Here is a 21,660-nt window from a genome sequence, read left to right as displayed (position 1 = left end):
CTGCTTCTTGAGGTTTGGACTGGACAGATTACCAGTGTTCACCTGGGAACAGGCGGGCATAGGCACGCTGTATGATCGTTAATTTCTCTTGTTCACCAATAGAGGCAGTTGAACTTGGGAACAAGTTAAAGCCAATTGACATCAGGATGTTGTTAATGTCTGGTGCAATTGTATAAGTAATTGAAGCAATACGACCCAGGTTGGTTGCGATTTTCTTTGGACGTTTTACAATGGCAGTCGCAATTAAATCTGCTGCTTCCTCAGGAGATAAGGTTGGAACATATTTATACATCTTGGTTGGTGCGATCATTGGGGTACGCACTAAAGGCATATAAATTGAAGTAATTGCAATCTTGTGTGAATGCACTTCAGCAGACAAACAGCGGCTGAACGCATCCAATGCAGCTTTAGATGCAACATAAGCCGAAAAACGGGTTGCATTGGCAAGCACACCGATTGAGCTGATGTTGATGATCTGGCCATCCTTGCGTTGCATCATGTGTGGCAACAAGTTAAGGACCAAACGGACTGCACCAAAGTAGTTAAGTTGCATGGTGCGTTCGAAATCATGGAAACGGTCAATTGATTCATGTACAGCACGGCGAATTGAACGTCCTGCATTGTTGATCAAAATATCAATGTGATCTACGCTTGCCAAAATTTCTTTTGACACAGCATCAATTGATTCCATATCGTTGAGATCGCATGGAAAGACCGATGCCTTGCCACCCTCTGCCTCAATTTCCGCCTTGACTTCATCCAGTTTATCTTTGGTACGTGCAAGCAACAACACATGAGCGCCAGCTTGAGCAAGATATTTTGAAACCGTTAAACCAATACCACTCGATGCACCAGTGACAATGATTGTTTTACCGTTGACTTTTTGCTGAAAAAGTTTTTTAAGTTTTGCGTTCATGTACGTGTCCTACATTAATCAACATGTTGTTTGCATTGCCGTCATGGTTGTGATTAGGCACTGCATTTTATTTTGTATGTATATTAACCGACATTTTTTGTTTGTTTAGTGTAAATTGTTGAATAATAATAATTTTTTTAGAGCAAAAACTCTAAAAAAATAAACCTATAGTTGAATATGATATTATATTTTTTCGAATTTTGCATATAAAAAAAAGCCCTATGTTAAGGGCTCATTGATTTTATTGACTTTAAACCTGAGCAAGCGCCTGTTCAAGGTCGGCAATCAGGTCATCAACATGCTCGATACCAATGGACAAGCGAACCAAGTCTTCACTGACCCCTGCCGATTTAAGTTCCTCCTCATTGAGCTGGCGGTGGGTGGTGGTTGCTGGGTGGCAGGCCAGACTTTTGGCATCCCCAATATTCACCAGACGTGTAAATAGCTGTAATGCATCAATAAAGCGAGTGCCACCCTCCAGACCATCCTGTACCCCAAAGGAAAGGATCGCAGATGGTTTCCCTTTCACATATTTTTGTGCCAAATCATGCTGTGGATGGTCTTTCAGACCTGCATAGTTCACCCATTTCACTTTTGGATGTTGTTTTAAATATTCGGCAATTTTGATGGCATTTTCAGTATGGCGCTCCATTCGCAGGTTCAGGGTTTCCAGTCCCTGCAAGATCAGGAATACGCTGAGTGGACTAATGGCCGCTCCAGTATTGCGTAAAGGCACCACACGGGCGCGAGCAATATAGGCGGCCGCACCCAATGCCTCAACATAGTTGACACCGTGATAGCTGGGATCAGGGGTATTCAGTGCCTTAAAGCGTTCAGGATACTCACCCCAAGGGAACTTGCCGCTGTCAACAATCACACCACCGATACTGTTGCCATGACCACCAATATATTTGGTGAGGGAATGGATCACAATATCTGCACCAAATTCAAATGGCTTAAGCAGGGCAGGCGTTGCTACGGTATTGTCCACAATCACAGGGACACCATATTCATGGGCAATTTTGGCAATGGCTTCCAGATCAATGATATTGCCAAGTGGATTACCAATGGATTCAACAAACACCAGTTTGGTTTTATCATTAATAATGGAGCGTAATGCTTCTGGGTTTTGATAATCAAAAAAGCGAACTTCAATACCTTGTTTCGGTAAAGTATGGGCAAACAGGTTGTAAGTGCCGCCATACAGGGTTGAAACCGAGGCAATGTTGTCGCCAGCTTCAGCAATGGTCTGAATGGCATAGGTAATCGCGGCCATGCCCGATGCCACGGCAAGCGCTCCAATACCACCCTCTAGTGCCGCGATCCGCTGCTCCAGTACCGCCGTGGTTGGGTTCATGATACGGGTATAGATATTACCCTGGACCTTTAGGTCAAACAGGTCTGCACCATGCTGTGTGTTATCAAAGGCATAGGAGGTGGTTTGATAGATTGGCACTGCCACTGACTTGGTGGTGGCTTCTGGTGAATACCCTGCATGAATGGCTAAGGTTTCATCTTTATAGGTCATGGTTACATCATCTACGTGAGTTAAATAATCATCGAGTGTAGCCCAAAATCTATCCAAAATATTGCATAAATTATGCGATTTTTAGCATTTTTATTCATATAGATGAGATGACGATAACGGTGCCTGTATTTTTCCTGGCAAGGTCTTTGCAACTCTGCAATGTCTTGAAAAAGAAAATCCTTTGTTCGGGACAAACAAATCCTATCTTAACTTCAAGTTGATCGGGTTTTCAGCGTATAATACGCCCGATTATTCATTCGCTTTTTTGCGATGTATTGGTTTTTCAATTGAGGAGTCCTGCGTGGCCCAATATATTTATACGATGAACCGAGTGTCGAAAATGGTTCCGCCCAAGCGCGAAATCTTAAAAGACATCTCTTTATCATTTTTCCCAGGCGCAAAAATTGGTGTGCTTGGTTTGAACGGTGCAGGTAAATCGACCTTGCTCCGTATTATGGCTGGCGTAGACAAAGATTTCTCAGGTGAAGCCCGTGCCCAACCAGGAATCAAGATCGGCTATCTGGAACAGGAACCGCCACTTGATCCAAGCAAGGATGTTCGTGGCAACGTTGAAGATGGCGTACGTGAAGCACTGGATGCTTTAGAGCGTCTTGATCAGGTATTTGCTGAATATGCTGATCCTGATGCTGACTTTGACAAGCTTGCAAAAGAACAGGAAAAACTGGAAGCGATTATCCAGACCTGGGATGCACATAATTTAGATAACCAGTTGGAAATTGCAGCAAACGCCTTGAACCTTCCAGCATGGGATGCTGACGTATCTTTGCTTTCAGGTGGTGAGCGTCGTCGTGTTGCACTGTGTCGTTTATTGCTGTCTAAGCCAGATATGTTACTTCTGGACGAACCGACCAACCATTTAGATGCTGAATCAGTGTCTTGGTTAGAGCGTTTCCTAAAAGATTTCCCTGGCACCATCGTTGCGATTACCCATGACCGTTATTTCCTGGATAACGTGGCCGAGTGGATTCTTGAACTTGACCGTGGTATGGGGATTCCTTATCAAGGTAACTATTCTTCTTGGTTAGAGCAGAAGAATGCCCGCCTAGAGCAAGAAAACAAACAAGAAGAATCTTTTGCGAAAGCATTGAAAAAAGAACTTGAATGGGTTCGTTCAAATGCAAAAGGTCAGCAGAAGAAAAACAAAGCGCGTATGGAGCGTTTTGAAGAACTTAACTCACGTGAGTTCCAACAGCGTAACGAAACTTCTGAAATCTATATTCCACCTGGCCCACGTCTAGGGAATAAAGTCGTAGAAGTGGAAGGCATTAGTAAATCATTTGACGGTCGCCTATTGTACGAAAACCTGAGCTTTACTGTACCTCCTACAGCGATTGTCGGGATTGTGGGTCCAAACGGTGCAGGTAAAACCACACTGTTCCGTATGATGACTGGCGAACAGCAACCTGATACAGGTACGGTGACTTTGGGTGAGTCGGTTAAAGTTGCGTATGTCGGTCAGATTCGTGACACTTTAGATAACAACAAAACTGTTTGGGAGGAGGTTTCTGGCGGTTTGGATATCTTAAAAATCGGTGATTATGAAATCGCATCGCGTGCTTATATCGGTCGCTTTAACTTTAAAGGTCAAGACCAGCAGAAGCGTGTAGGGGAGCTGTCAGGTGGTGAGCGTAACCGTTTACAACTGGCGAAAATCCTGCAAATGGGCGCGAACGTCATCTTACTGGATGAGCCATCGAACGATCTGGATATCGAAACCTTACGTGCGCTTGAGGATGCAATTCTTGTATTCCCAGGTACGGTAATGGTTGTATCGCATGACCGTTGGTTCCTTGACCGTATTGCAACGCATATCTTGTCGTTTGAAAATGAACAGCCTGAGTTCTACGAAGGTAACTATGCGGAATATGAAGCATACCGTCAGTCACGTTTAGGTGAAGATGCGGCCCAGAAACGCACCAAATATAAGAAGATTACAGGTTAATTGCCCGTAAACTAAAAGAAACCAGCTTTCGGGCTGGTTTTTTTATTGCTTAGATTATCATTTGAAGGACAAAAAATGGATTTATAAGATTGGTTACGTAATTAAAACAATCTCACTTAATAATGTAATTTTATTACATAAGCTTTCGTTGCTATGCTTCAATAAATTTTGAACAGTTGATCAAACGTGCGACGTTCTGCTGTATTTATGACAGTCTTATTGAGTTTGTTCATATTCCAAAGCATTTGGAATGTGGCTGCAGCTTATTGCACGCACGAAAATCCAACTGAACAAATTATCTCAGATTCGCATTTTGGTCATCATTTTTCTGAAAGCTCAACCAAAAATAGCAGTGATGCTGAGGTTGTTTTAAAGGTTTCAGATACATCGAAATCTATTAATGTCACCGATCATCATGATCATCTGCCAACCTGTACGAATGTAGTCGTTTTAGCTTCAGAACAACAACTAAATGAGCCAATTTTCAGAGCACATGAATTAAAACAAAAGTATTATTGGGCAAATTTCTACCAATCCCCTTATTTATCTGAATTTAATCCACCACCTGAATCAACCCCGCTATTAGTGGGGTAGCCAAAAAATAACCCACTAGAAATATATCTATTTCAAAGGGTTATTCTATGCTTAATTATACTTGTAAATACAGTACAACGATCTTCTCTGTAGATTACTCACTGAAACGTCCACATCCTTATGCTGATAAGACGATGCTATCTACAGTTTTATCAAGATTTTGTAAATCTTTACGGAACGTTTCCTTCATTCATGAATCCAATTTGTTCCAGTATTCATCCTCCATTCCTCATCAGCAAAAATATCATTTTAATGAAGTTCCTATTTCATCTTTAATGATTTGCAGTCATTGAGGTTTATAAAATGAATATTTTATTTTCCCCACGTGTTAGGACTGTGAGTTCAAGAGTTATTGGATTTACATTGGCGATTATTCTTGCATTGAGTTCTAGTGAATGGCATTTCCAGTCTTCATTTATAGAACATATTTTATGGTTCTTCGGATGGCTATTTGTAGGCATTGGTGTGATGGGGAGAATATGGTGCAGTCTTTATATTTCAGGATTTAAGAATGCAAAATTAGTGACCCAAGGTCCATATTCTCTTTGTAGAAATCCACTATATCTATTTAGTTATTTAGGCGGCGTTGGCATCATGTTTCTGACAGAGACGTTTGTCTTCCCAATCTTATTTACGATCTATTTTCTTGGTTATTACCATTATGTTATGCGTCAAGAAGAAGTGTTCTTGAGTAAAAAATATGGAACAAGATATTCAGATTATGTAAGCACAACCCCTCGCTTTTTACCAAGCTTCAAGAACTTTAAAGAGCCTGATTTTTATCAAGTATCTCCAAAACATTTCCGTATTTTTTTGGGGCAAGTGGTTTTGTTTATCTGGGTTGCAGCACTGGTTCAATTATTTGAAAAGCTTCGGCTTTTAGGTGTAATCCCATCTATTTTTAGGTGGTTTTAAACAACTGTTTTTTTAGTTTCATTTTGGTCTTGGTACGAGTTATCTAAGCTTCAGAGCTTACTCAAACTAGGGCTGTTTATCTGATTTGGTTATTGGCGTTTTTCCAATAATTGATGAATTTTTTGAATAGGGTCTGAATTATGTTATCTAAAGTTAATTTAAAGTTATGTGCCGTAGTTTTCTGTCTTTTTGCTGGTACAGCGCACGCTGATGGTGGCTTGATGTTCTTGGAAAAGAATTTACAAGCGCAAAAGGAAACGAAAAACAAGCAAGTCAATCATGGTGAGCAGTTAAGTGCTCAACAAAAATAAGATTGAACATGAATACAGTCGAACTTAGTAGTTAAAGGTCAGCAATGTTGGTTTTTATTTAAACTGACCGAAATGTAATTTTATTACATCGAACTTACTTGCTATAGTTCATCTGTGCAATTTTTATCTAAAAGAGTAACCTTTGCAGCGTTCTAGTATTTTTATTACCGTCTTGCTCAGTTTGTTCATGTTTCAAAGTCTTTGGAACGTGGCGGCTGCGTATTGTGGACATGAAAATATCAATACGACAAATAGCAGCGTGGTTACGCACTTTGGTCATCATGTTCCAGAAAGTTCTATTGCATCTACTCATTATTCAGTGGTTTCCGATCAGGAAGCCTCTGATTTACCGATGTCTTTGAATTTACAGGATCACCATGATCATTTGCCATCCTGTTTTCATGTTGTGATGATTGAAGCACAGCAGCAACTTGATGAACCTTTGCTTAGAGTCAAAGAATTTAAGCAGAATTATATTTGGTCGAATTCCTACCAATCCCCGCATTTATCTAGATTAAACCCACCGCCGCTTTTTACCCCGCTATAGGTGGGGTAGCCGAAAAATAGCCCACCGCAATTTTCCTTTATTTGCGGGGCTTCATTATGTCTTCCAGTTTTAATCAGCGTAGTAATACGCTTAGGTCGTATGCACTAAAACCAAGTGCTTATGCGTTTTCATCAAAATGTTCAGTACTTTTGCTAACACTGGCAATGGTGATTTCTAATCAATCTGTGCAAGCAGAGTCATTGTTGGATGCCAATCAGTCACCCAATCGTGCTATGCAAAGAAATGCTAGTTTTGATCAGATCCTTGAACAGATTCGTAGCTATCAAGCGAATCAGTCGAGTTGGCAAACACAACAACAGATGGCGAGTGCACAGCTCAAACAAAGTGCTTTATGGGCCAATCCAAGTATTTCAGTGGAACAAACAGGCTTACAAAGTAATAAAGATCAAGAGCTCGCAATTGGTGTTTCACAACCTTTGGATCTTTTTGGTCAGCGTCGCGCAGCACAGAAAGTCGCTCAACTTTCGGCAACTCAAGTTGATTTAGAACAGCAACGTTACAATGCAGAGCTTGATTTGATTGTGCAATACGCATGGTCGCAAGTGGCGTTATTCCAATTAGAAAAGTCATTGATCGCAGAACAGTTGCAAGTGAGTCAGCAAAATTTAGATGCCACTTTAAAACGCTATCAGGCCGGTAGTATTGCTCAAGTTGATGTCGAACGTGTGCGTATGGCTCATTTAGAGAATCAGCGTATTTTTCAGCAGGCTGATTTACAGCTGCAAGTCGCACAGAAACAATTAGCCAGTTTCTGGGGCAGTGATGCGAATCAATTTATGATTGCACCAACTGTCAATGAGCTTTGGGCAAGAGCCACAGCTGTGAAGACTGATGAACAAAACATTGAGAATTTGTTTGAGCGTAGTTTGCAATTAGAAACACAACGTCAACAAGCCAATATCGAGCAGCTCAAAGCAAAATCTCGTCCTCAGCCGATTATGACCTTAGGGGTGAATCGGACTCGATCAGCAGATCAAAACACTGAAAATCAAATTCGTTTAGGCGTTGCGATTCCTCTTAATATTTTTAATCCACAAAAATACGGTATTCAGATTGCAGAGGCCAAACAAACACTGATTCAACAGCAACAGCGTTTCTACCGTCAACAAAACCAGATGGATATCGATGTTCGTCTTGCAGAATTACGTGGCTTACACATGCAATTTAAACAACTGAATGATCAGCAGGTGCCCTTGGCAACCCAAGTTCAGCAAAAAACCTTAGAAGGTTTTCGTCTTGGTAAATTTGCTGTGACTGACGTGCAGCAAGCGACCACCCAATTACAAGATGTTCGCTTGCGTAAAGTACAACTCCTTAAACAAGCATGGCAGTTGAGTGTAGAAGTTCAAAGTGCGCGTATGGGTCTTCCTGTCGAGCAAATCACAGCCAAAGATGCACTGATGCAATTGAATCAACGTGTTTGGCAACAAAGTAACGCTTTCCCAAGCCAAGTCGGAGAATAAGAAATGAATATCAAACAAAAAACACCTTCTCAGTGGCTTTGGATTGTGGTGATTGCCGTACTGACGATACTTTTGGCAGTCGGACTATTGTGGAATAACAAGAGCAAAACTGCTGAAAGTGCTGCACAGGGTGAACAAGAACATGCTCATCAGGAAAGTGAAAAAGCTGAATCTGCTCATGATGAAAATGGCGAGGAACATGAGGCTGAAGAAAGCCTTAGTTTAACCGCAGAGCAAATGCAGCAGCATCGTGTCAAATTGGCACAAGTGGCATTGGGTGAAGTGAATCAGGTTCAAACTTTTCCTGCAAAATTGGTCGTGAATACAGATCGGCAAGCGCATGTTTCACCAAGTTTTGCTGGTCGTGTTGAATCGGTCTACGTTGAGTTGGGTCAGCAAGTGAAACGTGGTCAGGCTTTGGCAAATCTGCTTGTTCCTGATTTGGTGGATCAACAGGCCAATTTACAAATTGCCCAGACCAATCTGGAGCTGGCAAAGCAGGATTATGAGCGTGAACGTAGTTTATGGTCGCAAGGTATTTCTGCCAAACAAGATTATCAACGTGCCTACAATGCTTATCGTCAAGCACAGATTCAGGTGCAGGCAGCCCGTTCGCGTCTTAGCGCCTTTGGTGCAGCTTCTGGTTCAAGTGGTCGCTATACGCTAACTGCACCGATCAGTGGTGTGATTAGTAATAAAGACATTGTCATTGGTGAAAATGTTCAACTTGCAGATCAACTATTTACCATTGATCAGTTAGATCAACTTTGGTTGGAATTTGTGTTGCCGACTATGGCAAATATCAATGTACAGCCCAATCAGCAGATTCGATTTAAATCACTGCAAACAGGCAATCTGTTTAATGCCCAAGTCCAAAGTTTAACGACTGAAGCCGATGCACAAACAGGGCGTTTACAAGTACGTGCTAAAGTTTTGTCAAATGCAACTGAATTACGTCCAAACTTGATGGTGAATGTAGAGCTACAAGCAGGCTCAAAACAGTCGGCTATGCGCGTCAATGCACAGGCGATTCAACAGGTTGAAGGTAAAGATACCGTTTTTGTTGCAAAAGCAAATCAAAAAAAAGGCTTTGATTTTGTTGCAGTACCTGTGCAAGTTGGACAGCGTACCCAAGATGGACAATGGGTTGAAATTACCCAAGGTTTAACAGCAGGTCAATCTTATGTGGCTGAAGGAAGCTTCTTGCTGAAATCAGAGCTTGAGAAAGGAGAGGCTGCGCATGGACACTAATTCCTCTCAATTGCCGAAGCCAGAGGGCTTATTTGATCGCATTATTCAATTTGCGATCCGTAATGCGATTTGGGTCATGTTGTTTGTGATGACGTGGATTGCGGTTGGGATATGGAGTTATCAAAAACTGCCGATTGATGCAGTGCCAGATATTACCAATACCCAAGTGCAAATTAATACCCAAGCCAATGGTTATACAGCTCTCGAAGTCGAACAGCGGATTACTTATCCGATTGAAACCGCCATGGCAGGGATTCCAAACTTAGAGCAAACTCGTTCAATTTCACGTTATGGTTTATCGCAAGTCACTATTATTTTCAAAGATGGCACTGATATTTACTGGGCGAGACAGTTAATTAATCAACGTTTGCAAGAAGCCGATGGGCAGTTGCCAGATGCAGTTGATCCACTCATGTCACCTGTTTCTACGGGCTTGGGCGAAATTTACCAGTGGGTGATTAAAGCTAAACCTGATGCCAAAAAAGAAGATGGTACGCCATATACTGCTATGGATTTGCGCGAGATCCAAGACTGGATTGTGCGTCCGCAATTGCAGCGAGTGAAAGGTGTAGCTGAAATCAATAGTATTGGTGGTTACAACAAAACCTATATCGTTTCTCCTGATTTAAAACGTTTGCAGCAGCTTCAAATTTCACTGACAGAGTTTCAAACAGCTCTACAGGAAAATAATGAAAACCGTGGTGCGGGATTTATTGAGGAAAATGGTCAGCAGCTTACTGTCCGTGTTCCGGGCATGTTGAGCACTGTTGAAGATATCCAAAATATTACCGTAAGTGTCAAAAATGGTTTACCTATACGTGTAGCCGATATTGCAACGGTTGCGATTGGGCATGATTTACGTACAGGTGCTGCAACCTATAATGGCGAAGAAACGGTATTAGGTATCGCCATGATGATGATGGGCGAAAACAGTCGTACCGTTGCCCAAGCGGTAGATGCAAAAATTCAAGAAATTCAGCCGACTTTACCCAAAGGGGTTGAAATTGAAACGGTTTATGATCGTACCAGTTTAGTCAATAAAGCCATTAAAACTGTTCAAAAGAACTTGGTTGAAGGTGCGATCCTCGTCATCGTGATTCTCTTTGTGTTCTTAGGTAATTTTCGTGCAGCTTTAATTACTGCCTGTGTCATTCCGCTTTCGATGTTGTTTACATTAACAGGAATGGCTGAGCAAAATATTAGTGCCAATTTGATGAGTCTAGGCGCATTAGACTTCGGGATTATTGTCGATGGTGCGGTAGTGATTGTCGAAAACTGTATTCGACGGCTCGCAGAAGCCCAACATCATGCAGGGCGATTATTAACAAGACAAGAACGCTTTAAAGAAGTCTTTTTGGCAGCCAAGCAAGCACGTAAACCACTCCTGTTTGGTCAGGCCATTATTATGGTGGTGTATCTACCCATTTTTGCTTTGACAGGTGTAGAAGCGAAAATGTTCCATCCAATGGCAATGACGGTGGTAATGGCATTGCTGGGTGCGATGATTTTGTCGGTGACTTTTGTTCCAGCGGCTGTGGCGTTATTTATTACAGGTGAGGTGAAAGAAAAAGAATCTCGTTGGATGCAAGCGCTAAAAAGAAAATATCAACAAATCCTAGATTGGGCATATCAATTTAAGATGGTGGTTGTGACTTTAGCGGTGAGTATTTTAGTTTTGACTGGTGTATTGACCACGCAAATTGGTAGTGAGTTTGCACCACAATTGAGTGAAGGGGATTTTGCTTTACAGCAAATGCGCTCTCCAAGTACAGGTTTGGAACAATCTTTAAGAATGCAGGAAAACACTGAAAAACTAATCTTAAAGAATTTCTCAGAAGTTAAAGCTGTTTTTGCTCGAACAGGTACGGCTGAAGTTGCAACGGATGTAATGCCACCCAATATTTCCGATGCGGTGATTTTATTAAAACCACGAGATCAGTGGGAAAATCCAAAGGAAACTATTGATGAGTTACGGACACGGATGCAGGCATTTCTGGAAAATATTCCAGGCAACAACAGTGAGTTTTCACAACCGATTGAACTACGTTTTAATGAATTGATCTCAGGTGTACGTAGTGATGTCGGGATCAAAGTCTTTGGCGATGATATGGATGTGCTGAATACTCAAGCACAGACAATTGCGCAACAAGTCCAGAAAATCTCGGGAGCGACTGCAGTTAAGGTTGAGCAAACGACGGGCTTGCCTGTACTCAATGTCGATATCAATAATGCACTTGCAGCGCAATATGGCTTATCTGTGAAATCGATTCAAGATGTTGTTGCAGCGAGTGTCGGTGGTCAGAATGTCGGTCAGATTTTACAAGGTGACCGCCGTTTTGATTTTGAAATCCGTTTACCCGATGAACAACGCACAGCACAGAACTTAGCGCAGTTACCTATTCAATTGCCGAATGGTGGTTTGATCCAGTTGCAAGATATTGCCAAGGTGGAAACCATTTCAGGTATGAATCAGGTCGGACGTGAAAATGGTAAACGTCGTGTCATTGTGACTGCCAATGTGGAAGGGCGTGATTTGGGTTCATTTGTGCAGGAGTTACAGGCCACACTGAAACAGCAACCATTACCCGCAGGTTATTGGCTGGAATATGGCGGACAGTTTGAAAATCTGGCTTCTGCGGCCGCGCGAATGCAAATCGTCATTCCTTTGGCCTTGATCACCATCTTTATTTTATTGATGGCGGTGTTCCATAACTTTAAGGAAAGCTTTTTGGTGTTTAGTGGCGTGCCATTTGCCTTATCAGGTGGTCTGGTTGCGCTGTGGCTGCGTGATATTCCATTGTCAATGTCAGCAGGCGTGGGCTTTATTGCACTCTCTGGTGTCGCAGTACTGAATGGTTTGGTGATGCTGAGTTTTATTAAAGAACTTCGTGAGCAGTTTGATGTGCATAAAGCCACATGGCAGGGAGCAATCTTAAGATTACGTCCTGTATTAATGACGGCTTTTGTTGCTTCGCTTGGCTTTATTCCAATGGCAATTGCGACTGGTACTGGTGCAGAGGTGCAGCGTCCATTGGCAACGGTAGTGATTGGTGGAATTATTTCATCGACTTTGCTGACCTTGCTGATTTTGCCTGTAGTTTATCGCTGGATGAATGAAGCTAAGGAAGCAAAAAGTCAGGAAACCGCAATCTAATCCATTTATGCTATCTTCTTAGTAAAGCATTTTATTAAGAAGAAACTAAACCAGCCAAAGCATTTCAACTTTGGCTGACTTGTAAAACCCCTATGGGTTTTACGCCGATAATGATAAGGAGTCCAACATGAGTGGACATCAAGGGCATGATCATAGTTATGCTGTAGTTACTGAAGGCAACGCAAAAAAATTGACGATTGCGTTGGTGCTGACAACAACATTTTTAATCGTCGAAGTTATTGCGGGTTTAATTACACAAAGTTTGGCATTGCTGTCCGATGCAGCGCATATGTTTACTGATGCGGCAGCACTCGCGATTGCTTTGGCTGCGATTAAAATCGCTAAACGTCCAGCAGATAATAAACGCACATTTGGTTATCAGCGTTTTGAAATCTTGGCGGCGTTATTTAATGCTTCCATGCTATTTTTTGTTGCAATCTATATCCTTTACGAAGCTTATCAACGATTTACACAACCTCCTGAGATTCAGAGTGTAGGCATGCTTATCGTTGCGTCTTTGGGTCTTGTCATTAATCTTATTTCCATGAAGATTTTGATGTCGAGTGCAGCCGAAAGTTTGAATATGAAAGGCGCTTATTTGGAAGTGTTAAGTGATGCGCTTGGCTCAGTTGGTGTGATTATTGGTGCGGTCATTATTTACTACACCAATTGGTATTGGGTTGATACGATTATTGCCGTTGCAATTGGGTTTTGGGTGTTACCAAGAACTTGGATTTTGCTTCGTCAAAGTATCAATATTCTCCTTGAAGGTGTACCTGAAGAAGTGGATATTGAAAAACTGCGTAACGACTTATTGGCGTTACAGGGTGTTGAGAGTATTCATCAACTTAAGGTTTGGGCGATTACCTCAAAGAATATTCATCTGACCGTACATTTATTTGCACCAAATGCTGACCGAAAACAGCTGCATTATGCCGCAGCAGAGATGCTATCGCACGAGCATGGTATTGCCGAGGTGACCTTACAAATAGAGGATGATGCAGAAATGAATTGCCAGCATACGCATCAACATGATGAAGATGAGGAACATGGTCATTCACATCAGCATTAAGCTGATGTGAAACCCAATTCTTTTATGTGGTTCAATTCTGCCATTGGTGATTGCAGTCACGGCATTTCCAGTGCTTTTGCGCCTGCATAAAGGCCTGCATGGAGATTTTAAAATCTGGCAGATCACGCCAGAACAGAACACCTGCAATTACACAAACACCAAATACTGCAACGGTTGCGATTTGCAGTGTTTGTCCTGCACCATGACCAAAAACCCACATCCCAACACTGATCAGCACCAAAACCAGTAAAATAAAAATGGCGGGAACGAGAAGCACCAGGCTTTTTGGTACGCTGGGACGAGGGCTGTTGGCACCCTGACTGACAGGCATAATTTTCACGCTTTGACATTTAGGGCAACGGTATTGCATAGAGGATTCCTATAGTGTTTTGGCTATTTTAGCGAAAATTATGCAAAAGCAGAAATGGGAGAATTTTAATTCCCTAAACTGCGTGCAAAGTTCAAAAGCCGCTGCTGTCTCTCATGATCCTGATGATCAAAGATGTTGGTCAATTCAGCGAATTCTTCGGTATCGGCATAAAAATAAGCTAAGGGTACATCCAGAACCTGAGCAATTCTTTCGGCTGTATTGTACTCAATGGTATGGATGCCATTTTCGTAGCGGCTGATTCTAGCACTGGGACAGGATTCATCTAAACCAATGGTAATGCCTAATTGTTCTTGTGAAATTTTTTTGAATTTACGTGTTGTTTTTAATCTTCTACAAAATCATGCTTTTGTATCTTCAATCATTCCAGCATGCCATACATTGTAAAAGTTACGAAATTCGTATATTTAATGTTGAATGTTTTTACGAATTGCGCAATATTGCGTTTTACGTAGATTTTTACCATTTGGATTTTTATGAAAACAAGTATTTTAACGATTGGCATGTTATTGATGATTGGAACTTTTGTTGGTTGTTCATCAGCGCAACCGATGTGGCGCAAAGCAGGTGTTACACCCTTTGATATGAATAACGCTTTGGCAAAATGTCGCTATGAAGTAAGAGCTGCCAAAGTTGAGCAAAATGAAAGAAATGCAATGGTCAGTGATTGTATGGAATCACAAGGGTTTCGTTATACAGATTATTGATTTAAACTGATAAAAAGCTATTACTACTCTAGATGTAATGGCTTTTTTATATTAACTGGTCAAAATATCAGGATGTTTATCAATGATATTCATCAACGCCATTGCTGCATATGTCGAATAGCGGCAGTCTTTTTCTTAATTTTGTAGGGTACGTGGGCAAATATGTACTTTATTAGCAAATCAGCATGACAGTGATCATAAACTTTTGCTGAACTCAGTCAGCTCGTGATATTTTACTTTTATATAAGTACAAAATGTAACAGAACTATGCTCCCAACGAAGCTGTTAAAATTGCGTTTGTCTCGGATTGCAAAGGGAAAGGAACATCTTTCCACTCAGGACAAGTTGATACTGGTGAGTATGGAAAGTCCTGATCTCAGTACCAATTTCTTTTTACGGCTCTTTAAGATGTCTTTGCCAAAACAATGGAAATTCAGGCATGAGACAGAAGAGGACATTCTGTATTCGACCCAACTGATTCAATTGGTTGAGGATGAGTTTATTCCTGCCTATGAAACCCATGCCAGAAAATATGCCTGGTATGAACAGTGCCTGATGTATCGACTAAACTTCATTACGCCACAACCCACTCAGCAGCAAATCAACCTCTATTTGCGTCAGCTTGACCTATGTTTGGACCAGCAGCCTAAACTGGATTTGCTTCATCATTTTCAGCAGAAATATCCAAGTGCCCAGCATGCGGTGGCACTGGCGAAGTCCTATGCAGGTGCAGGGCAATATACGCAGGCCATCACGCAATATGAATGGGCGCCGCCGCAATCCACCCAGCGCAATGAAGTTGCCTTTTATGGCTATATCGACTGCCTGCTTAAGCGGAACCAGCCTGAATATAAGTCACACCTCAGTGATGTGGAATATGCAGTTGAGTTGTTAAACCAATATGGCAAAGTGATTGACCAGAAAACCCATGCCATGCTGTTGCAGCGGGCAGTGAGTCTGTTGTTACCCGCCAATATCTTGCAGAAACGGGCAACTGAAACCAATATTCTGGCGGATGTTGGACGTGGTTTAAATTCACTGGGGAAATCCTTGGGAGGAATACTGGGTGGAAGAGAGTTACATCTTCCTTATAGTCAGGAGGTGATTGCCAGCGCGCCCCAGCTTTTAATGGATCAGATCATTGTTGCGAGCCTGGTTCATTCAAATAACATGCAGGCAGCGTTAAAACGTATTTTAAACCCTGAAAATGATTCGACAATCACACAGGATAATGCTGAACAACAACTTGGGCGTTTATGGCTTGCTGTTCAGGCCAATCCTGATATTTTGAAATTATTGAACCAACCTGAGCAATTAACAACAACACTGACCAATACAGAGGCATTGCATGAGAGCTGTTTAAATCTCGGTTCAATCCAGACCATTCTGGAGCAGGGTTTAATGGCCTATCTAGGCGATATTCGCCTGGATAAACACCATCCTGAAAGAACGGCCTTATATGAGCAGCGGGATGTGGTGGTTGCAGAAATGACTGCATTTGCCCAGTGGTTCCATCAGGATGTGTTAAAGACTTACCTTGAGCAACAAACTAAACGATTGCAGCAGCTACAAGGTTTGTTAAGTGAACAGACGATTGAGGGAGCACTATCAAGTGGGCTGTTTGCCTATCAGTTTGAACAGCAGCAGCGGGCTCAGGGTCTGTTTAACTGGATGCAGCAAAAACTGGAAAAGGGCAATGATTTTTACAGGATGCAGGCTGCATGGGTGGCGCTGAGGGAAATTGTTTATTTCCAGCTTGAGGAGGCGAAAGAAAAGATCGAGTTACTCCAGCAGGCTTTGGAAAAGTATAAAACCATCCGTCTGGAACAGGTGTGGGTACGACCAGAACAGCCTGAAACCACATCTATCAAAGAAGATGAAAAGTAACGTTTTTTTTATTAGAGATTGTCTGTCTGGTGCATTAAATAATTTGAAGTTACGCAACAAAAAGACGCAATTTGCCATGCGTTGCATGCTAATCTAGAAAAAACCTTGAATAAGTTTAGAAAGTAGAGTGTAGCCCATAGAAATGGGCCAGTAAGAAAGGGAAGAGGGAGAACATCTTGAATCGACAAGATGATAAAAAGGCAATGTTTGATATTATGCCAGCAGACTCAGATGAATCGGGTGAAAAACCATCGCTGTCACGTCGGCTGATCAACAAGACCCTGCAACACGCGCAGGATGCGGTTGAGTTTGCCACTGACACATCCCGTAACATAGCAGGTGTCGCAGATGCTGCCTTAGGCGCCTTAGATCAAGTTACGCATCATACCAAACGTGGTGTTGAAGGAATGCGAAATACTGTTCGTGATATGGTATCAGAAACCAGTGAAGCAGCGCGTCAAGTTGCGTTAGCAATGGCACGTGCATCGTTAGGGAAAAGTAGCCTCACCTTATATTTACCTGAAATGCTGCTCAATAATCAAATTCGGAAACGTATGGATCGTTCTGAAATTGATGATATTAAAATTGAATGTGGCAATGACCGTTTTCACATTGAACTGGACGGGCATTACCGCCGTTTTCTCTATCGTCTTTCACTTGAGTTCAATGTGCTGGAATGTCGCATTGGTCAGGAAAAGTATCTGCGTTTACGCCAGATTGATGAACATCTGGACCTGCAAATCCGTCATGGTGGCACGCTAACCAACTGGGCGGCACGTCGGGTGGGTAATGTCAGCTTTGAAGTCATTAATTCCTTGCCGATTCCCTTTTTAATTAATCACCTGATTCGTGATGTGCCAGGCATCCAGAAAGAGGGGCACCGCATTTGGTATATCGACCTTGAGGAAGCGGGCTTTATTGACTTCATTAACAACCGTTCATGGATGGTTGATAAACTGCTCAGTCTGTCTGATTTTAGCATCCTGCCTGGTTTGAACATTTTGCAGGAAAGCCGTGAGCTGGTACAGCAACTGGTGGACCAGTTTGAGATCCGTGGCTTACGGGTACAGTCAGGACGGCTGGAAGTACAGGTTGGCATCGGAACAGATTAATACAGGGCGAACTATGTTCGCCTTATAATAAATTTTATCGCCAATAAAAAGCCACTGTCAATGCAGTGGCTTTTTAGAATTTGGCGTCCCTACGGGGATTCGAACCCCGGTTACCGCCGTGAAAGGGCGATGTCCTAGGCCTCTAGACGATAGGGACGTTTCAGAGGTGGGCGTATATTAGGTTGAATTAGGTAGGCTGTCAAACACTTTTCCAAAGAAAATCTAAAAAAATCTTGTGGGTGTCTAAAAATAAAGCGTTGTGCGGAATAAATAAGCAAAAATAGTTTTAAGGTCAGTTGTTTCAGCCAAATCACCTTTTATGGAGATAAAAAATGCAACTTGAGCAAGCCAAAGCGATTGAAGCTTTGGCGAAGTGCAAGTGCATTTTTATTGAGCCAATTTTATGTACGGTCACGATAGAAAATATAATGGCTGAGATAACAGGCTGCAATAAACAGTAAACATCCGATAAAGCCAGCCTGCATTTCAGGATCTGCCGCCATACTTAAACCTGTAATAAAGCAGAAGACAAAACCCAGAATCGGAACAATCGGATAAAGTGGCGCAGCAAACTTGAGGTCTTTTGCGGAGTGACCAGCCTTGTACCATGCACGTCTAAAGTTGAACTGACTCCAGCAGATGCTCATCCACACAATCACCATAGTAAAAGCGGCAATACCGAGTAAATTCTTAAAAATGGTTTCAGGGGCAAAATGCTCTGATAACAGTCCTGGAATTGCACCAAACATGGTGACCACCAGCGCGATTATAGGTGTGCCGCTACTTGACAGGCGTGAGAACACCTGTGGAAGCTGGCGCTGGGCGGACAATGACCACATCATCCGTGATGCTGCATACAGACCAGAATTGGCGGCAGACAACAGTGCGGTAATAATCACGAAGCGCATAATGTCATCGGCATAAGGAATACCAATGTAGTTAAACACAGTCACAAAAGGACTGTTGCTTACACTTTCACCACCCAGGCCTGCAACCTGAAATGGCAATAAGGCACTAATCACCACGATGGTGCCGACAAAGAAAATCAGTAACCGCCAGATTGCGGCGTTGATGGCTTTTGGCACATTCACCGCAGGGTCTTTGGTTTCACCTGCTGCCACTCCAATCAGTTCAGTGCCTGAAAAGGCAAAGTTTACAATCAGCATGGTGGTGAAAATTGGAACCAGTCCCTGAGGAAACCAGCCTTGTGCAGTAAGGTTGTGGAATAAGGGGGCAGACTCGGCACCGTGGAAAGGAATCAGGCCGAAAATTGCCAGCAAACCCAGGATAATAAAGGCAACCACAGTCACCACCTTAACCAGTGCCAGCCAAAATTCAGATTCAGCAAAAATACGGGTTGAGCTGAGGTTCAATGCAAAAATGGTGATGGCAAAGATAATGGTCCAGATCCACATGGAAATATGTGGAAACCACTCCTGCATCAGCAAGGCCGCAGCCGTAAATTCGGTCCCTAGGGTTGCGGTCCATGTCAGCCAGTAGACCCAGGAAATCATGTATCCCGTACCTGGACCAATGTATTTTTGCGCATATGCACCAAAGGAACCCGCTACAGGCATGTGTACCGCCAGTTCACCTAGACAGAGCATGACCATATAGGCGATCAGGCCACCTAAAATATAGGCAATGATGGCAGCTACTGGACCTGTTTGGGCGATGACTTCACCAGAACCAAGAAATAGACCTGTACCAATTGCACCACCTAAAGAAAGCATGACTAAATGGCGGGTACTCATCGCACGTTTCAGTGCCTTGGTTTCTGAATTCGCATTTGAGTTGGAAGATTGCATAGCACAATTTGTCCAAGCATGGAGAAGCGGCTATTTTATGGAAAATTCGGAAATGTGCAATCTGAATAATGGAAAGATTGAGAGAAAAGTATAATTATTGGATAAACAGAATATGGCGTCCCTACGGGGATTCGAACCCCGGTTACCGCCGTGAAAGGGCGATGTCCTAGGCCTCTAGACGATAGGGACAGGTGAGGCAGTCATTTATCTGCATGGCGCAGATGAAAAATACACATAAGAAACTTGGTGGAGTCAAGCGGGATCGAACCGCTGACCTCTACAATGCCATTGTAGCGCTCTACCAACTGAGCTATGACCCCAGTATGTGTGACAGCAATCTTAGGAGGATTGCCATCACACGTCAATGATTAGATTGAATTAATTTTCACTGTTTGCATCATTTTTCGGCAATTTCAGCGTTTCATTCAACTTTTCCCAAACTTTCAGTTCTTTCTTGCTTGGAGAGCCAATAATCTCAAGCGCATGGCGTAGACGGGCAAAGGTCAGGTCAGGCCCAATAGTCACCATGGATTGCATGACAGGCGTGGAGCTGGTTGAACCTGCAATCGCAATAAAGAATGCAGGCATGAAGTCACGGAGCTTCACTTCCATCTGGTTTGCCAGGTCCATCAGGGTCTGGCTGACTGTGTCATTGTTCCAGGTGAACTGGCTTTCCAGACGCCAAATGGCAAACTGTAGACTTTGGCGAACCTGTTCTTCAGTCAATTTCTTGCTTTCAAACTGCTCCTTGCTAATTTGAGGCATGTGGTTAAAATAGAAACCTGCCCAGTTTACTGCTTCAGACAACAGGTTAATACGTGGCTGAATGGCGGCGGCAATATCTTCCAGCGTTTGACGGTCATTTTTCCATGCCAGTAAACGGTCCAGCAATTGTCCAGGAGTCAGTGCCTTGATCCATTGACCATTCAGCCAGTTGAGTTTTTCAACATCAAAGATTGGACCACCTAGTGAAACACGCTGTACATCAAAGTTTTCCACCATTTCCCCCAAGGTGAACACCTCACGCTCATCTGGCATTGACCAGCCCATACGGCCTAAATAGTTGAGTAGGGCTTCTGGTAACACGCCAATGTCGCGATAATAGTTGATGGAGGTTGGATTTTTGCGTTTAGACAATTTTGATTTGTCTGGGTTACGCAATAAAGGCATGTGGCACAGGGTTGGCATGTCCCAGCCAAAATATTGATACAGCAACTGGTGCTTTGGTGCGGAAGGTAGCCATTCCTCACCACGCAATACATGGGTGATTTCCATCAGGTGATCGTCAACCACATTGGCAAGATGGTAGGTCGGCAAGCCATCAGTTTTTAACAATACCTGCATGTCCACCTGTGCCCATGGAATCTCCACTTCACCACGCAACAGGTCATTGATCTTACATACACCATGTTCAGGGACTTTCATGCGGATCACATGGGGCTCGCCCGCAGCAAGACGACGTTCCACTTCTTGCTGAGATAATTTTAGCCCACGACCATCATATTTTGGTGTTTCGCCACGCGCCTGCTGTTCAGCACGCATCTGGTCAAGTTCTTCCGCGGTTGCAAAACAGTAGAAAGCATGACCTTTTTCAACCAATTCCAGAGCATACTGCTTATAGATTCCCATCCGTTCCGACTGGCGATAAGGCGCATGCGGCCCGCCAACATCAGGACCTTCCGACCAGTTTAGACCCAGCCAGCGTAAAGAATCCAGAATCATCTTTTCAGATTCGGGCGTTGAGCGAAGCTGGTCAGTATCCTCAATACGGAGAATGAACTCACCACCATGCTGTTTGGCAAAACACAGGTTGAACAGGGCAATATAGGCAGTGCCTACATGCGGAAAGCCTGTAGGAGAAGGTGCAATACGGGTACGAACTTTCATAGAGAAATGAGTTTTTAAAATAAAATTGACACTATTATAACGAAAAAGCCTAGTCACGACATGACTAGGCTCATTTAAACATGCAAGGGAACTACATATAGGACTTACGCATTGACGGATTCAAAAAAGTATTAAA

General features: G+C 42.8%; 17 protein-coding genes, 3 tRNA genes and 1 pseudogene. 12 read left to right on the top strand and 9 right to left on the bottom strand.

Translation table 11 applies throughout. The annotated features are described in order from the left end of the window. Positions 1-28: 28 nt before the first annotated feature. Positions 29-916 (bottom strand): SDR family NAD(P)-dependent oxidoreductase, encoded by an 888-nt coding sequence (locus tag F972_RS13020; protein WP_004678827.1) that lies wholly within the window; start codon positions 914-916, stop codon positions 29-31. A gap of 250 nt (positions 917-1,166) precedes the next feature. Next, positions 1,167-2,444, bottom strand: a complete 1,278-nt coding sequence (locus F972_RS13015; protein WP_004769939.1) for an O-acetylhomoserine aminocarboxypropyltransferase/cysteine synthase family protein — start codon at positions 2,442-2,444, stop codon at positions 1,167-1,169. Positions 2,445-2,745: 301 nt separating this feature from the next. Between F972_RS13015 and ettA the strand changes: the two genes are divergently transcribed. The 9 genes from ettA to F972_RS12975 all read left to right on the top strand — a co-directional run bounded on the left by ettA (position 2,746) and on the right by F972_RS12975 (position 13,735). Then, on the top strand, positions 2,746-4,407 hold the full coding sequence (ettA, locus tag F972_RS13010) for an energy-dependent translational throttle protein EttA (RefSeq protein ID WP_004769937.1): 1,662 nt from the start codon (positions 2,746-2,748) through the stop codon (positions 4,405-4,407). A gap of 186 nt (positions 4,408-4,593) precedes the next feature. Beyond that, positions 4,594-5,001, top strand: coding sequence for a cation efflux protein, CzcI-like (locus tag F972_RS13005; protein WP_005403343.1), 408 nt, complete (start codon positions 4,594-4,596; stop codon positions 4,999-5,001). A gap of 303 nt (positions 5,002-5,304) precedes the next feature. After that, entirely contained in the window at positions 5,305-5,916 is a 612-nt protein-coding gene (locus tag F972_RS13000; RefSeq protein WP_004769936.1) for a methyltransferase family protein, read from the top strand. A 140-nt stretch (positions 5,917-6,056) separates the two neighbouring features. Then, positions 6,057-6,227, top strand: a complete 171-nt coding sequence (locus F972_RS16070) for a hypothetical protein (RefSeq protein WP_004683450.1) — start codon at positions 6,057-6,059, stop codon at positions 6,225-6,227. Positions 6,228-6,369: 142 nt separating this feature from the next. Then, entirely contained in the window at positions 6,370-6,774 is a 405-nt protein-coding gene (locus F972_RS12995; RefSeq protein WP_004683448.1) for a cation efflux protein, CzcI-like, read from the top strand. Positions 6,775-6,830: 56 nt separating this feature from the next. Continuing rightward, positions 6,831-8,258 (top strand): TolC family protein, encoded by a 1,428-nt coding sequence (locus tag F972_RS12990; protein ID WP_004756960.1) that lies wholly within the window; start codon positions 6,831-6,833, stop codon positions 8,256-8,258. 3 nt (positions 8,259-8,261) lie between these two features. After that, on the top strand, positions 8,262-9,509 hold the full coding sequence (locus tag F972_RS12985) for an efflux RND transporter periplasmic adaptor subunit (protein ID WP_004769934.1): 1,248 nt from the start codon (positions 8,262-8,264) through the stop codon (positions 9,507-9,509). After that, positions 9,499-12,663 carry an efflux RND transporter permease subunit gene (locus F972_RS12980; RefSeq protein ID WP_004769933.1) on the top strand — a complete coding sequence of 1,055 codons (3,165 nt, stop codon included), beginning with the start codon at positions 9,499-9,501 and terminating at the stop codon, positions 12,661-12,663. Before F972_RS12985 ends, F972_RS12980 begins: the two co-directional genes overlap by 11 nt. A 127-nt stretch (positions 12,664-12,790) precedes the next feature. Then, complete coding sequence (locus F972_RS12975; protein WP_004756966.1) at positions 12,791-13,735, top strand: cation diffusion facilitator family transporter; 945 nt, start codon at positions 12,791-12,793, stop codon at positions 13,733-13,735. 31 nt (positions 13,736-13,766) lie between these two features. Here F972_RS12975 and F972_RS12970 read toward each other — a convergent pair whose 3' ends face one another. Then, on the bottom strand, positions 13,767-14,105 hold the full coding sequence (locus F972_RS12970) for a hypothetical protein (RefSeq protein ID WP_004683442.1): 339 nt from the start codon (positions 14,103-14,105) through the stop codon (positions 13,767-13,769). 65 nt (positions 14,106-14,170) lie between these two features. Further along, positions 14,171-14,446 (bottom strand): annotated as a pseudogene (locus F972_RS16495) (helix-turn-helix domain-containing protein); the annotation flags it as partial. Between the two features lie 153 nt (positions 14,447-14,599). Here F972_RS16495 and F972_RS12960 point away from each other — a divergent pair. The 3 genes from F972_RS12960 (at position 14,600) to F972_RS12950 (ending at position 17,829) form a co-directional block, all read left to right on the top strand. Beyond that, the gene (locus F972_RS12960; protein WP_004683441.1) at positions 14,600-14,830 is read left to right on the top strand and encodes a hypothetical protein; all 231 of its coding nucleotides are present in this window, start codon (positions 14,600-14,602) and stop codon (positions 14,828-14,830) included. A 267-nt stretch (positions 14,831-15,097) separates the two neighbouring features. Beyond that, positions 15,098-16,717 (top strand): hypothetical protein, encoded by a 1,620-nt coding sequence (locus tag F972_RS12955; protein ID WP_004769932.1) that lies wholly within the window; start codon positions 15,098-15,100, stop codon positions 16,715-16,717. A gap of 176 nt (positions 16,718-16,893) precedes the next feature. Beyond that, complete coding sequence (locus tag F972_RS12950) at positions 16,894-17,829, top strand: hypothetical protein (protein WP_004769931.1); 936 nt, start codon at positions 16,894-16,896, stop codon at positions 17,827-17,829. An 81-nt stretch (positions 17,830-17,910) separates the two neighbouring features. Here the strand turns inward: F972_RS12950 and F972_RS12945 are convergent. The 5 genes from F972_RS12945 to gltX form a co-directional block, all read right to left on the bottom strand. Continuing rightward, a tRNA-Glu gene (locus tag F972_RS12945) sits at positions 17,911-17,986 on the bottom strand. 244 nt (positions 17,987-18,230) lie between these two features. Beyond that, positions 18,231-19,637 carry an amino acid permease gene (locus F972_RS12940; RefSeq protein WP_004683436.1) on the bottom strand — a complete coding sequence of 469 codons (1,407 nt, stop codon included), beginning with the start codon at positions 19,635-19,637 and terminating at the stop codon, positions 18,231-18,233. Between the two features lie 113 nt (positions 19,638-19,750). Beyond that, positions 19,751-19,826: transfer RNA gene (locus F972_RS12935), tRNA-Glu, on the bottom strand. A 55-nt stretch (positions 19,827-19,881) separates the two neighbouring features. Continuing rightward, a tRNA-Ala gene (locus F972_RS12930) sits at positions 19,882-19,957 on the bottom strand. A gap of 58 nt (positions 19,958-20,015) precedes the next feature. Next, positions 20,016-21,524, bottom strand: a complete 1,509-nt coding sequence (gltX, locus tag F972_RS12925) for a glutamate--tRNA ligase (protein ID WP_004769930.1) — start codon at positions 21,522-21,524, stop codon at positions 20,016-20,018. Positions 21,525-21,660 lie beyond the last annotated feature (136 nt).

The organism is Acinetobacter sp. CIP 102529, assembly GCF_000368325.1.
GTDB classification, from domain to species: Bacteria; Pseudomonadota; Gammaproteobacteria; order Pseudomonadales; family Moraxellaceae; genus Acinetobacter; species Acinetobacter parvus.
This window is presented reverse-complemented; position numbering and strand designations above follow the sequence as displayed.